This is a genomic window from Rugosimonospora acidiphila (assembly GCF_039543385.1).
In the GTDB taxonomy this organism is placed as follows: domain Bacteria; phylum Actinomycetota; class Actinomycetes; order Mycobacteriales; family Micromonosporaceae; genus Rugosimonospora; species Rugosimonospora acidiphila.
Genome location: NZ_BAABJQ010000012.1, coordinates 15,237 through 28,234, shown reverse-complemented (window position 1 = coordinate 28,234; position 12,998 = coordinate 15,237). Strand labels below are relative to the sequence as shown.

Genomic DNA, 12,998 nt, shown 5'->3' with positions numbered 1-12,998 from the left:
GATGACGGAGACACAGGCGACGTCGGGGTCCGCCGCGACCTCGACCTCCCCGACCGATGGCGAGGCCGCCGAGGGCGCCGAGGGCGCAGGCAACGGCTCCGCAGCGGGTCGGGCGGTCGTCGGCCGCGCGAGCGTCCCCGGCGAGACGCCGGCTCCCAAGTACACCAGGGCGCCCGGCATGCCACCGCCGCCCGAGGCGCCGACCGAGCAGAAGCAGGACGGCGACGCCGGCGCGGAGTCGAACAAGACGGCCGCGATGCCCGATTTCGGCGGCGCGACGGCGACGATCGGCACGGCGCCCGGCGGCATCGGCTCCCCGCAGGTGAGCACCGGCCGTGCATCGGTGCCGTCCAGCATCCGCGGCTCGGCCAAGCCGGCTGCGCCGACCGTCCCCAACGGTCGCGCGGCGCCGAACGACGCGGCGGCGGGCAGGACGGGCGGCTCGGCTGCCGCGGCCGGCACAGGGGCGGCCGCGGCACGTGGCGCGGGTATCGCCGGCGGCCGGGTCGCCGAGGCGGTTCGTGCGGCCCGGGCGACCGTGTCCTCCGCGGCGGCCCGCGGTCCGCGCCGGGCCCGGCTGTTCGTCAAGCGGATCGACCCGTGGTCCGTGATGAAGTTCTCGTTCGCGGTCGCCTTCGTGCTCTTCTTCGTCGCGATCGTGGCGACTGCGGTGCTCTACCTGGCGCTGGACGCCATGGGCGTGTGGGACAGCGTGAACAAGGCGCTGGCGGACATGATCGGCAACGGCGGCAAGTCCGGCTTCAAGATCACCGCTGGCGCTGTGATCGGTGCGGCGGGCGTGTTGGGCCTGGTCAACGTGGTGCTGTTCACGGCCCTCGCCACCCTGTCCGCGTTCATTTACAACGTCTGCGCCGACCTGGTGGGTGGCATCGAGGTCACCCTGTCGGAGAAGGACTGACGGTCGAATCGCCTGGTTGGCCCGCGATCTCGCGGGCCAACCTCATGTCCGGGGGTACCGGTTTGAGCGAAGCGGACCCGGTGCGATAACCTTGCTCGTCGCGTTACGGGGCTATAGCTCAGTCGGTTAGAGCGCAGAGCTGATAACTCTGAGGTCGATGGTTCGATTCCATCTAGCCCCACTTAACAAAACCTGGGCCGCCAGGCTGGCGGCCACCAAGCCCGATCACGAAGGGGCCTGTCCGATGGTGAAGAAGCTGCTGATCCTCGCCGGTGTGCTCGGCGCCGCTGTATACGTTGCGAAGAAGGTCAAGGACGCCAACGACGAGCGGTCGCTGTGGCACGAGGCAACCACCTCGCAGGACCTCCGTTAGTTCCTGGCCTTCCCGGCCGGGGGGCGTAGCTCAACTGGCAGAGCACTGCCTTTGCAAGGCAGGGGTTAGGGGTTCAAGTCCCCTCGTCTCCACTTTTTGGGCGTCTGATTGATAGGTCCGTCCGGGCAAGACCATCGGGGGACGGATCGGGCGTGACTCTGCTTCGGTCCCGTGCTGAATGACCGGAACGCTGCGGTGAGAGCCGACTCCACGAGTTCCCGCGGCTCCACCCGATGGAAATGACGCTCTCGCCGGGCCGAGTGGCGCGATCGGGCCGATCGCGCGGCCTCAGCCGCTGCGGAGCAGGTCGCCGAGGCCGGCCGGGTACAGCGGGCGATCGGCGCTGAAGCCGCTCAGCGGTCGCCACATCACCTTCGTACCGGGGTCGTCGAGAACCTCGCCCACGAGATCCCGCTGGTAAAGAGTCTCGTCGGCCAGCCGGCAGCCGAAGACGAACACGAGTTCGTGCCCCGGCCCGCCGAAGGCGTGAAAGATATTCTCCAGCACGCCCAGCCGCCGTACGTCGAGAAGTTCGGCGGCGAGTTCTTCCCACAGCTCGCGGTGCAGGGCCTCCTCGGCGGTCTCACCGAACTCGATACCGCCGCCCAGCGGGCGGTAGAAGGTGCTGCCCTTCGTCGGGTCGTGGCCCTCGAAGACGAGCAGATCCTCGCCGCGGCGCGGCACCGCCAGGGCAAGGGGGCGGATCGAGGGCACGCATCGACGTTAACCGAGTGCCGGTGAGACCGGAATCCCAGATTCCGGCCCGCGCCGGACCCGGTCGCCTCCCGACCCCGCCAACCGCCAACCGCCGACCGCCGCGGAACCGCCCACCGCCCGCAACCGCGACCGGCCAACCTCACACACCGGCCGACCTCACACACCGCACACCGCCGCGGAACCTACCGCCGTGCACCTCCGGAGTCGGGCGACGGCATCGTCGGCGGGCCGCTGGGTACCTGTGGTCCGTGTTGTGGCTGTTGAGACGGGTCGCCTTCACGGCGGGCCTGGCGCTGCTGAGGTGGGCCTGGCGGTGGTACTCGCGTCGGCGCCGGGCGCGGCCGGGCCAGGCCGGGTGACGGCGCCCTCCGCATCGGATGCGTGCGCCGTTTTGTCCCCGGGAGCGCGAGAATCCACAGGTCCGAGGGGTCTCGTGTCGCTCGGATCGGGGATTGTATGGGCCCCCGGCCGGAGGTCTAATCGGGCCACAAGCCTCGGAGGATTACAGAGCGGAGGGAGTCGGAGATGCCGGAACTTGTCGGCGTGTCCGCTTTGGCGCCACCCGAGGGCGTCCGGCTCGATCCGCCGGTCGGCCCCCGACCGGGACGATGCGCACGAAAGGCAGCCGGAACCATGCACAGCGTAAGACGCCGCCCCCGCAGCCTGGTCCCCGAGCGGCGGGAGGACGGCCGATCGCCCCTGCCGCTGCGCTGGGCGGTGATCATGATCGCCGTCGGGCTGGTCGGATTCTCTGTGAACAGCGTCGCCGGCCTGGTACCGGCCATCACGGCCGCGGTGGCGGTCGCCGCGCTGCTCGATCAGGTACTCGCCTGACAATTCCGGTGGTGGCCGGCCCGGTCGGGGAGAAGGCCCCGGAATAGGAACGACCCCCGGGGTTTTCGCGCGGTGAGCGCGAACCGGCTGGACTAAGCCGGCACCCCGAGGGTCGGGTAACTGCCTCGTATTCGCTGGGCCGCTGTGCGGTCTCGGCGATGCGAGTCCAGGCGGACAACGGCTAGCGGACAGTCACCTCACGAGTCCAACGCTTATACAACTTCGGACCACCTCCCTTCCCGTGTACCACCACACTAACCACGCGATCACGGTGGCGGCAACGGAATTCGCGGGGGCAGCCCCGGACATAGGGGTATAGGGGTGCGTGGAGTCCCGGGATCCCCCTGGCGGGTGATGGCCCCACGTGCCGGCCGGGGCGATGCCCAGGGGCCGGCTGAGCTGCCGGATCGCCCCGGAGCCGGCGGCCCCGTGCCGGGCCGCGCCTGCCTCCCGGGCTCGGTGTTCAGGCCGCACGCCGCGGGCCCTCGGGCGGGGGTGCGGCGGGTATCGCTGAGCCCCTGTGGGGTCCGGGGTGCGGGCGGCCGGGGGTGCGGGCGGATGGGGCAGGATGGCTTCCATGATGGGTACTCTGCAGACCGCGCCGGCCCTCGATCACCCGGAGTTGCTCGCCGCACCCGTGCTGGAGGCGCTGCGCGGCTGGGACCGGGCTGGCGAGGTATATGTGGCGCCGATCGACGCGGGGCTGGCCGACACCGCCGCGTTCTGCGAGGCGTACCAGGTGGGGCTGGACGTCAGCGCGAACTGCGTGGTGATCGCCGGTAAGCGGGAGGGTGTCGTCCGGTACGCGGCGTGCCTGGTCCTGGCCACCACCCGGGCCGACGTCAACGGTGTGGCGCGCCGGCAGCTTGACGTGCGCAAGGCCAGCTTCGCGCCGATGGACGCGGCGACCAGCGAGACCGGCATGGAGTACGGCGGCATCACGCCGATCGGGCTACCCGGGGCCTGGCCCATCCTGGTCGACGCCGCCGTGGCAGCCACGCCGAACGTGATCATCGGGTCGGGGATCCGGGGCAGCAAGATCGCGCTGCCCGGAAAGTCCCTGGCGGACCTGCCGGGCGCGCTGGTGATCGAGGGCCTGGGGATACCAAGCTGATCGATGTTGTTTCACGTGCAACCAACCGTCACAGCCGGCTGAACTGCTCCTCCGTCAGCCGCACCGACGCGGCGGCCAGGTTCTCCTCTAGGTGCGCCACCGACGAGGTACCCGGAATCGGCAGCGTCACCGGCGACCGGTGCAGCAGCCAGGCGATGGCGAGCTGAGCCGGAGTGGCGTTGGTCTCCCGGGCGAGCACGTCCAGCGGGCCGCCCGGCCGGGCCAGCTCACCGGTGGCGATCGGGAACCACGGGATGAAGGCGATGCCCTCCGCCGCGCAGTAGTCGAGGACCTCCTCGTGCTCCCGGTTGGCCAGGTTGTACAGGTTTTGCACGCTCACGATCGTGGCGTGCTCGCGGGCCTGCCTGATCTGTTCGACCGTCACGTTGGACAGGCCGAGGTGTCGGACCTTGCCCTCGCGCTGAAGTTCGACCAGCGCGCCGACCGAGTCGGCGAGCGGCACCTGCGGGTCGGGCCGGTGCAGCTGGAACAGGTCGATGCGCTCCACGCCGAGCCGGCGCAGGCTCAGCTCGGCCTGCTGGCGCAGGTACTCCGGGCGGCCGACCGGGTGCCATTCGCCGGGTCCGGTGCGGACCAGGCCGGCCTTGGTGGCGATGACCAGGCCCTCGGGGTACGGGTGCAGGGCTTCGTGGATGAGCTGTTCGCTCACCACCGGGCCGTACGAGTCGGCGGTGTCGATGAGGTTCACGCCAAGCTCGACCGCCCGGCGCAGCACCCGGAGCGCCTCGTCGCGGTCGCGCGGCTCACCCCAGATGCCCGGGCCGGTCAGCTGCATCGCGCCGAAGCCCAACCGGTTGACGTTCAGGTCGCCGCCCAGGGCGAATAGCGGGGCTGTCATTCTCGTGTCGCCTCTCTGATCTGGCGCTTGAGGCGGGCCAGGATGGCGTTGCCCCCGCGAACCCGCAATGGACTGATCGCGCCGGCCAGCCCCATCCTCTGGTAGAGGTCGTCCGGCACCGCGAGGATCTCGTCGGCGGTCGCGCCGGCCAGTCCCTCGGCGAGGATCCCCGCGAACGCCCGGGTCGTCGGCGACTCGGGCGGGCAGTCGAACCAGGTAGCGACGGTCCCGTCCGCGGCGACGGTGGCGCGCAGGAAGAACGGTGTTTGGCACTCGGGTACCTGTTCCATCCCGGTGTGCCCGGCCAACTCCTCCGGCAGCGGTGGCACCGCGTCGGAGTACTCCAGCAGCATTTCCAGAACTACCTCGCGCGGCGCCGACGCGAACTCCTCGACGATCTCCGCGAGCCTCGGTGGCATATCCATCGGTTCGACACTATCCGGCCGCCCGGCGGCTCCGCGGCCGACCGCGACGGCGGCGGGTACCGAAATCTTGCCCGCTCGGGCGGGTGCCTCCGCCGTTGCCTGCGCCACCTTTTGCCGTGCGCGACTTTCGTTGTCCGACCTTGATGAGTAGTTTTCCGTTAGCTGGACAACGGCACGGGAGAACGCATGGGCTGGCGCAGTTTCGTCGCTATCGGGGACAGCTTCACCGAGGGAATGGACGATCTGTATCCGGACGGCACCGTGTACCGGGGCTGGGCCGATCTGGTGGCCCAGCGGCTGGCCGAGGACGAGCCGGGGTTCACGTACGCCAACCTGGCCGTGCGCGGGCGGCTGTTCGACCGGATCGTGGACGAGCAGGTACCGATGGCCCTGCGGGTGGGGCCGGATCTGGTCAGCTTCGCGGCCGGCGGCAACGACGCGCTGCGGCGCGGCTTCGACGGGCCGGCGCTGACCAAGCGCCTCGATGACGTCGTGCGCACCCTGCGCGCCACCGGCGCGGACGTGATCGTGTTCCGGTTCGCGGACGTGACGCGCCGGCTGCCGGGCCGGCGCCTCGTCCTGCCCAGGGCCCAGGCGCTCAACGACGCCATCGGTGTCAGCGCGCGGCGGCACGGCGCCAAGCTGGTCGACCTGTGGGCCGACGAGGAGTTCTACAGCCCGCTGCTGTGGAGCGTGGATCGCTTGCATCTCAACGAATTGGGCCATCGGCGGGTGGCCGCGCACGTGCTCACCGCGCTGGACGTGAAGCCGGACCCGGACTGGTGGGTCGAGCCCCTGGCCGGTCCCGTGCAGTCCTGGGCGGCGCGGCGCGCGGCCGACGCCCGCTGGGCGCGCCAGCATTTCGCGCCGTGGGTCAGGCGGCGGCTCACCGGACGGTCGTCCGGCGACCATGTCGTCGCCAAGCGGCCCACGCTCACCCCACTCGACTGACCCCGCACCCGTCGGGACCGGCGCAGCCGCCCCGACCGCCCCTGCCTCAACCCGTCCGCCCCGGCCGGCCGACTCCCCTCGGGCCGCCCCGTCCCAGCCATCCGGTGCCGTCCCGACCCGGCGTGGCCGAAGCGCGGCCGAGGGGACGATCGGCGTTGGAGGGACGATCGGGCACACGGCCCGTCGCGTGATGGTCGAAACGCGGCCGGGAAGTCGGACTGGCGACAGTGATCACCTGCCCAGTCAACCCGCGTGTCGGGTGGCGTGCACTAGCGTGATGGCATGCCGGTAGGTCCCGACCCAGCGCCAGCCCTCCAGCAGTACGCCCACCCCGAGCGCCTGGTCACCGCCGGCTGGCTCGTGGAGCACCTGGGCGAGCCCGGGCTGGTCGTGGTGGAGTCCGACGAGGACGTGCTCCTCTACGACACCGGCCACATCCCCGGCGCGGTCAAGGTCGACTGGCACACCGAGCTCAACGACCAGGTGACCCGGGACTACCTCACCGGCGCCGGCTTCGCCGAGCTGTGCTCGGCCAAGGGCATCGCGCGCGACGACACGATCGTGTTCTACGGCGACAACTTCAACTGGTGGGCCGCGTACGCCCTCTGGGTCTTCTCCCTGTTCGGGCACGGCGACGTCCGGCTGCTCGACGGCGGCCGGCAGAAGTGGGCGGCCGAGGGGCGTGAGCTGACCCGGGACCGCCCGTCCCGCGCGGCCACCCGCTATCCGCTCGTCGAGCGCAATGACACCCCGATCCGGGCGTACCGCGACCAGGTCATGGCGCACATCGCGGCGGGCCGGCCGCTGGTCGACGTGCGCTCGCCCGGCGAGTACACCGGCGAGATGCTGTCCATGCCGGACTATCCGCAGGAGGGCGCGCTGCGCGGCGGGCACATCCCGGGCGCGGTCAGCAAGCCGTGGAAGCAGGCCGCCCAGGATGACGGCTCGTTCAAGCCGGCCGGCGACCTGCGCGTGATCTACCAGGACGAGCTGGGCCTCTCGACGGGCGACGACGTGATCGCGTACTGCCGCATCGGCGAGCGCTCGTCGCACACCTGGTTCGTGCTGACCCACCTGCTCGGCTTCGGCCAGGTGCGCAACTACGACGGTTCGTGGACCGAGTGGGGCAACCTGGTGCGCGCGCCGGTCGCCCGGGGTCCGGAGCCCGGCGGCATCACCCCGGCGAGCTGACCGACGCCGGACGCCGGCCATAACGGGGGCGACGCGAGTCCGGCCTCGCCGGTAGCGTTCTCCGGCGATGGACAACACCTTTCAGGTTGACCTGCGCGGCGTCGTCGACCTGCTCAGTCACCACTTGTACGGCAGCCCTCGGGTCTACGTGCGGGAGCTGCTCCAGAACGCGGTCGACGCGATCACCGCTCGGCGGGTCGACGATCCGCTGGCACCGGGCGAGGTCCGGTTCGAGCCGGCGGAGCAGACCGGCGACGGCACGCTGCGGGTACACGACAGCGGCATCGGGCTGACCGAAGCCCAGGTGCACGAGTTGCTGGCCACCATCGGGCGCAGCTCCAAGCGGGACGAGCTGGGGTTCGCCCGGCACGAGTTCCTCGGCCAGTTCGGCATCGGGCTGCTGTCGTGCTTCATGGTCGCGGACGAGATCCGGGTGCTCACCAGGGCCGAGGACTCGCCGACCGTGGCGTGGACCGGGTACGCCGACGGCCGGTACGCGGTGACGCTGCCGGCCGAGCAGCGCCCGGGTATCGGTACCACCGTCACGCTGGTGCCGCGTCGCGGCACTGAGCACTGGCTGGCCGGCCCGACCCTGACCGAACTCGCCCGGCTGTACGGCTCCCTGCTGCCCGTGGAGGTGCGGGTCGGCGAGGTCACGGTCACCTCCGGTCCGCCGCCGTGGCACAGCTCCGACCCGGAGGGCAGCGTGCGGCGCTACGCCCGAGAGATTCTGGGCTTCGAGCCGTTCGCGGTCGTCGACCTGCGGGTGCCGGCGGCCGGGCTGACCGGCGTCGCGATGGTGCTTCCCGTGCCGGCGAACCCGGTCGCGCACGCCGGCCACCGGGTCTACCTCAAGCGCATGCTGCTGGCCGAGAACGCCGAGGGGCTGCTGCCGGACTGGGCGTTCTTCGCCCGGTGCGTGGTCGACGCCACCGAACTGCGCCCGACCGCCAGCCGGGAGGCCCTGTACCAGGACGGCCTGCTCGACGAGGTGCGGGAGGCGCTCGGCGACCAGTTGCGCGGCTGGCTGGTGCGGCTGGCCACCCAGCAGCCGCGGCGGCTGGCCGAGTTCCTCGACGTGCACCACCTCGGCGTCAAGGCGCTGGCCCTGCACGACGACGAGATGCTGCGGCTGGTCGAGCGCTGGTGGCAGATGGAGACGAACGTCGGCCGGATGACGCTGGCCGAGTTCCGGCAGCGCCACGGCGTGGTGCGCTACACCGCGAAGGTGGACGAGTTCCGCCAGCTCGCCGCGGTGGCGGCGGCGCAGAACGTGGCGCTGGTCAACGGCGGGTACACGTACGACAGCGAGATCATCGAGCGGCTGCCGGTGCTGGACCCCGAGATCCGGGTGGAGCGGCTGGAGCCGACCGACCTCGCGGCCCGGTTCGAGGGGCTCGACCCCGGCATCGAGCTGAGCCTGCGGTCGTTCGTGGCCACCGCGCAGCGCGCCCTGGACCCGCTCGGCTGCGAGGTGGTGCTGCGCGGGTTCGAACCGTCCGGGCTCCCCGCGCTGTACCTGGTCGACCGCGCCACGGCGTTCCGGGGCGAGCTGCGCGCGACCAAGGAGCGGGCCGACCCGGTGTGGGCCGGGGTGCTGTCCGCGCTGGACGAGGGCGGCGGGGACGTGCGCCCGCAGCTCGTGCTCAACCACCGCAACCCGCTGGTGCGGCGGATCACCGCGCTGGGCAGCGCGGCGCTGGTCGGCACCGCCGTCGAGGCGCTCTACGGGCAGGCGCTGCTGCTCGGGTACCACCCGATCCGCCCGGCGGACGCGGCCCTGCTCAACAGGTCGTTCCTTGGCCTGCTCAACCACGCCGTACCAGGGGAGGAGACGTCGTGAGTCACACCGCGGACGAGCTGTGGGACCTGCTGCGCGAGGCATCGAACATGCCCTTCGGGACGGCCCAGATCGCGCTGGCGGAGACGATCATGTCGGAGGCCGACGCGAAGCGGGCCGGGGACCTGCCGTTCCACGCCCGAATGATCGCCACCACGGCGTACCAGTACGGCGGCGAGCCGGTCAGGTCGTTCGTGACCTTCTCCTGGTGCCTGGCCGAGTTCGACCGGGACCCCAGCCGGTACCAGAGCGCCTACCCCGACCTGCTGTGGCACTTCAAGTACATGGTCAGCAACGTGCAGCAGTTCCCCGAGGTACCGCTGGAGCGGGTGCGGCCGATCCTGGACGACATGGCGCGCCGGTGGAGCGACGCCGGGTACGGGCCGCACGCCATCTACGCGTACCGGCACCACCTGGCCGAGCACCTGGGCGACCTGGGTGCGGCCCAGGAATGGTTCGACAAGTGGCGCGCCACGCCCCGCGACGACCTGTCCGACTGCGTGGGCTGCGACCCGAGCTCGCAGGCGTCGTGGCTGTCCACGGTCGGCCGTGACGAGGAGGCCGTGGCGCTGGCCGAACCGGTGCTCGCGGGCCGGCTGACCTGCAGCGAGCAGCCGCAGGAAATGCTCACCACCCTGCTCGTCCCGTACCTGCGCACCGGCCGGCTCGAGCAGGCGCGCGACGCGCACCGGCAGGCGTACCTGCGCCACCGGCCCAACCTGGCGGACCTGTCGAGCATCGGCGAGCACATCCGGTTCTGCGCGCGTACCGGCAACCACGCCCGCGCCCTCGAGATCATCGAGCGGCATCTGTCCTGGCTGGACCGCGCCCCGTCGCCGTACGCCGGCATGATGTTCGCGGCCGGCGCGGCGCTCGCGCTCGACCGGGCGGCCGGCGCGGGGTACGCCGACGCGACCATCCGGCGCCCGGCCCACCAGGATCGGCCGGCCGCCGCGCCCCGCGTCGACGCGCTCGCCGCCGAGCTGGCCGCCCAGGCCCGGTCGATCGCGGCGCGCTTCGACGCGCGCAACGGCACGCAGCGGCAGGGCCAGCTGATCGAGGAGATCATCGCCGCGGAGCCGCTGGTCGACTACCTGCCGTTGACGGCGACGCCGAGCCGGCGCGCGGTGCCGACCCCACGGACCCCTCCGACCACGCCGGCACCGGGGGCCGATCGGGTAGAGCCGGTCGAACCCGTCGAGCCGGCGGAGGCCGCGACCCCGTCGGCCGGTGGCCCGGTGCCCCCGACCCAGCGACCCGCTGAGGTGCCGGAGACGGCCGGCCCCGACGAACTGCTCGACCTGGCCTCGACCCGGTACCGGGCCGAGGACGTGACCGGCGCGTTCGCCGCGTGGCAGGCGTTCGACGAGCGGTACGGCCCGGCCGACCTGACGGTGCTCCAGCGTGCGCGCCGGGCGGACGGCAGCGGTGTGGAGAGGGCCAACAACAACGATCCGCGGGCCGCCGTGGACTTGTGGCGCCAGGCGATCGAGGGGTACGCGCAGGCCGGAGACGAGCGGCGCCGCCAGCGTGCACTCGGTCGGCTCGGTCAGGCGCACTGCCAACTCGGCGAGGCCGAGGTGGGGCTGCCGCTGGTCCGCTCCTCGACCGAGTACGCGCTGGCCAACGACGAGCGCGACGACCAGGAGAGCGCCCTGCTCCGGCTGGCTTTCACCTACCGCACGCTGCGCAGGTTCCCCGACGCGCTCGGCGCGCTCGACCAGATCGGCGCCCTGTATTCGGCGGAGGCCGGCGAACCGCGGGGCGCGCGCCCGGTGAAGCTGGCGCTGACCCGGGCTCGGATGCTCGGTGAGGCCGGCGCGCTGGAGCAGTCCCTGGCCGCCGCGCGGGAGGCCCGGCGGCTGTGTGCCGACGACGATCATCTGACCCTGTCGACCGCCGCCTGGATGACCGCCAGCGCGGCCTTGATGCTCGGCGACGACGAGGCTGCGTTGGCGGCGTACGACGAAGTGATCGCGCACGCCCCGATCGACCAGCTACGGGACGATGCCCGGCGGATGCGGGCCAACCTGCTCGCCGCCTCGAGCCGGGCCACCGAGGCCATCGACGAGTTGGTGGAGTGGGTGGCCCGGTTCACCGCGTCCGGGCGCGACGAGGACGCGGCCGAGGCCAGGTACCACCTCATGGTCGCCTACCTGAACGCCGGCCGCCCGGTCGACGCGGCCGAGGCCGGTGAGGACGCCCTCGCCGTGCTCACCGGGCCGCCCGCCATGCAGGTGCGCCACGCGCTGGCCGAGGCGTACCGCCGGCTCGACCAGCCGGGTGAGGTGATCGCCTGCCTGGAGGCGATCGAGGCGGACTGCGTCGAGCGGGGTGACCAGGCGGCCGCCGGGCGCTTCGCGGAGGAGATCGCGGTCGTGCTCGACCAGCGGGACCATGACGCCGCGGCGGCCCGCCGGTTCGGTGCCGCGGCCGACGCGTACCGCGCCGCCGGGCTGCGGTTGGACGAGGTACGGGCGCGGCGGCGGCAGTGCATGTCGCTGATGTGGGCCGGCGACGCGGGCACGGCGGTCGACCGGCTGGCCGAGGTCGACCGGCTGGCGGCCGAGCTCCCGGACGGCGGCGCGCAGGGTCGCAGTGGGGCCGAGGGCTCCAGTGAGGCCGAGGGCTCCAGTGGGGCCGAGGGGCAGGGCGACCCGGTCGCCTGGGAGCGGGCGACGCTGGACTACGACGCGGCGCGGGTGTGCAACGGTGCCGGCCGGATCGACGACGCTCTCGACCGCGCCGCGCGGGCGATCGCCGCGTTCGGGCGGCTGGGTGCCGTGCTCCCGCGGGAGCAGGTGGAGCGGCTGCGGGGACAGATACTGCTGGACGCCGGCCGGCCGCCGGAGGCGGAGCGGGCCGCGCGCGAGGCGATCATGTCATCGGGCGACGCCGACCACCGCCAGTGGATGAGCGGGCTGCTCGCCGCCGCGCTCGACGCGCAGGGCCGGACGGACGAGGCGAGGGCGGTCCGGGAAGGCGGGCCAGGTCAGTGAGGCGGCCGGGCTCGGCGGGCGGCCCGGAGCGGTAGAAGTCGATCTCGCTAGGTGAACCGATGGTGAGCGGCGGGATAACCGCTGAGTAGCATGGCCGAATGGCGGTGGAGCAGCGAGAGCGGACACGACGGCGCAGCAGGCGGGACGAGATCCTCGAGATCGCCATGGGCCTGTTCGCCGCGCGGGGGTATCACGGTGTCTCCATGGACGACATCGGAGCCGCCGCGGGGGTCACCGGTCCGGCCCTGTACCACCACTTCGCCGGCAAGGAGGCGATGCTGGTCGCGGCGCTCAACCCGGTCAGCGAGGGCCTGCTCGCCGGCGGCCGGGCCCGGGTCGCCGAGCACCCGGACGAGGCGAAGGCCGCGCTGGAGTCCCTGGTCGAGTTCCACGTGGCGTTCGCGCTGGCGAACCCGGTCGTGATCGCGCTGCACCTGCATGAGCTGGACCGCCTCCCCGAGGAGCCCCGCCGGCACATTCGTCGCCTGCAGCGGCTTTACGTCGAGGTCTGGGTGCAGACCCTGACCACGCTGCGTGAGGAGTTGGCTCCGGCGGAGGCGCGGGTGCTGGCCCACGCCGCGTTCGGCCTGATGAACTCGACGCCGTTCTCCGGCGGAGAGGTGGACCGGGAGCGCCGGTCCGACCTGCTGCGCGCCGCCACGCTCGCCGCACTGCTCGGCTGATCCACCTCGACTGGTCCGGCTCGGCGGGGCTGACGCCACGCGACGACCGGACCAGCCGCCGACCAGGCTGGCTCGGCGGGGCTGACGTCGCCC

At 72.4% G+C, this 12,998-nt stretch carries 12 protein-coding genes and 2 tRNA genes; 11 read left to right on the top strand and 3 right to left on the bottom strand.

Annotation, left to right across the window (positions count from 1 at the left end):
- The first annotated feature begins 1 nt into the window (after position 1).
- The 4 genes from ABEA87_RS20520 (at position 2) to ABEA87_RS20505 (ending at position 1,384) form a co-directional block, all read left to right on the top strand.
- Positions 2-919 (top strand): DUF3566 domain-containing protein, encoded by a 918-nt coding sequence (locus ABEA87_RS20520; protein ID WP_345631782.1) that lies wholly within the window; start codon positions 2-4, stop codon positions 917-919.
- A 107-nt stretch (positions 920-1,026) separates the two neighbouring features.
- A tRNA-Ile gene (locus tag ABEA87_RS20515) sits at positions 1,027-1,100 on the top strand.
- 63 nt (positions 1,101-1,163) lie between these two features.
- On the top strand, positions 1,164-1,292 hold the full coding sequence (locus ABEA87_RS20510; RefSeq protein WP_345631781.1) for a DLW-39 family protein: 129 nt from the start codon (positions 1,164-1,166) through the stop codon (positions 1,290-1,292).
- Positions 1,293-1,311: 19 nt separating this feature from the next.
- Positions 1,312-1,384 (top strand) — tRNA-Ala (locus ABEA87_RS20505).
- 196 nt (positions 1,385-1,580) lie between these two features.
- Here ABEA87_RS20505 and ABEA87_RS20500 read toward each other — a convergent pair.
- Positions 1,581-2,006, bottom strand: a complete 426-nt coding sequence (locus ABEA87_RS20500) for an NUDIX hydrolase (RefSeq protein ID WP_345631780.1) — start codon at positions 2,004-2,006, stop codon at positions 1,581-1,583.
- Positions 2,007-2,642: 636 nt separating this feature from the next.
- Between ABEA87_RS20500 and ABEA87_RS20495 the strand changes: the two genes are divergently transcribed.
- Complete coding sequence (locus tag ABEA87_RS20495) at positions 2,643-2,843, top strand: hypothetical protein (protein ID WP_345631779.1); 201 nt, start codon at positions 2,643-2,645, stop codon at positions 2,841-2,843.
- A 580-nt stretch (positions 2,844-3,423) separates the two neighbouring features.
- On the top strand, positions 3,424-3,957 hold the full coding sequence (locus ABEA87_RS20490; RefSeq protein WP_345632127.1) for a YbaK/EbsC family protein: 534 nt from the start codon (positions 3,424-3,426) through the stop codon (positions 3,955-3,957).
- Positions 3,958-3,985: 28 nt separating this feature from the next.
- Here ABEA87_RS20490 and ABEA87_RS20485 read toward each other — a convergent pair whose 3' ends face one another.
- Positions 3,986-4,816, bottom strand: coding sequence for an aldo/keto reductase (locus tag ABEA87_RS20485; protein ID WP_345631778.1), 831 nt, complete (start codon positions 4,814-4,816; stop codon positions 3,986-3,988).
- Complete coding sequence (locus ABEA87_RS20480) at positions 4,813-5,241, bottom strand: SufE family protein (protein ID WP_345631777.1); 429 nt, start codon at positions 5,239-5,241, stop codon at positions 4,813-4,815. Before ABEA87_RS20480 ends, ABEA87_RS20485 begins: the two co-directional genes overlap by 4 nt.
- A 186-nt stretch (positions 5,242-5,427) precedes the next feature.
- Here ABEA87_RS20480 and ABEA87_RS20475 point away from each other — a divergent pair, with 186 nt between their 5' ends.
- The 5 genes from ABEA87_RS20475 to ABEA87_RS20455 all read left to right on the top strand — a co-directional run bounded on the left by ABEA87_RS20475 (position 5,428) and on the right by ABEA87_RS20455 (position 12,905).
- Positions 5,428-6,192: an SGNH/GDSL hydrolase family protein gene (locus ABEA87_RS20475; RefSeq protein WP_345631775.1), complete on the top strand. Its 765-nt coding sequence runs from the start codon at positions 5,428-5,430 to the stop codon at positions 6,190-6,192.
- A 282-nt stretch (positions 6,193-6,474) separates the two neighbouring features.
- On the top strand, positions 6,475-7,383 hold the full coding sequence (locus tag ABEA87_RS20470; RefSeq protein WP_345631773.1) for a sulfurtransferase: 909 nt from the start codon (positions 6,475-6,477) through the stop codon (positions 7,381-7,383).
- 67 nt (positions 7,384-7,450) lie between these two features.
- Positions 7,451-9,226, top strand: coding sequence for an HSP90 family protein (locus tag ABEA87_RS20465; RefSeq protein WP_345631771.1), 1,776 nt, complete (start codon positions 7,451-7,453; stop codon positions 9,224-9,226).
- A complete protein-coding gene (locus ABEA87_RS20460) occupies positions 9,223-12,222 on the top strand; it encodes a tetratricopeptide repeat protein (protein ID WP_345631769.1) in 3,000 nt (999 codons plus the stop codon). Before ABEA87_RS20465 ends, ABEA87_RS20460 begins: the two co-directional genes overlap by 4 nt.
- Before the next feature lie 98 nt (positions 12,223-12,320).
- Positions 12,321-12,905, top strand: a complete 585-nt coding sequence (locus ABEA87_RS20455) for a TetR/AcrR family transcriptional regulator (RefSeq protein ID WP_345631767.1) — start codon at positions 12,321-12,323, stop codon at positions 12,903-12,905.
- Positions 12,906-12,998 lie beyond the last annotated feature (93 nt).

Coding starts and splice junctions, on each gene's coding strand:
- ABEA87_RS20520 (WP_345631782.1), top strand. CDS start 2: ATGACGGAGACACAGGCGACGTCGGGGTCCGCCGCGACCTCGACCTCC.
- ABEA87_RS20510 (WP_345631781.1), top strand. CDS start 1,164: ATGGTGAAGAAGCTGCTGATCCTCGCCGGTGTGCTCGGCGCCGCTGTA.
- ABEA87_RS20495 (WP_345631779.1), top strand. CDS start 2,643: ATGCACAGCGTAAGACGCCGCCCCCGCAGCCTGGTCCCCGAGCGGCGG.
- ABEA87_RS20490 (WP_345632127.1), top strand. CDS start 3,424: ATGGGTACTCTGCAGACCGCGCCGGCCCTCGATCACCCGGAGTTGCTC.
- ABEA87_RS20485 (WP_345631778.1), bottom strand. CDS start 4,816: ATGACAGCCCCGCTATTCGCCCTGGGCGGCGACCTGAACGTCAACCGG.
- ABEA87_RS20480 (WP_345631777.1), bottom strand. CDS start 5,241: ATGGATATGCCACCGAGGCTCGCGGAGATCGTCGAGGAGTTCGCGTCG.
- ABEA87_RS20475 (WP_345631775.1), top strand. CDS start 5,428: ATGGGCTGGCGCAGTTTCGTCGCTATCGGGGACAGCTTCACCGAGGGA.
- ABEA87_RS20470 (WP_345631773.1), top strand. CDS start 6,475: ATGCCGGTAGGTCCCGACCCAGCGCCAGCCCTCCAGCAGTACGCCCAC.
- ABEA87_RS20465 (WP_345631771.1), top strand. CDS start 7,451: ATGGACAACACCTTTCAGGTTGACCTGCGCGGCGTCGTCGACCTGCTC.
- ABEA87_RS20455 (WP_345631767.1), top strand. CDS start 12,321: ATGGCGGTGGAGCAGCGAGAGCGGACACGACGGCGCAGCAGGCGGGAC.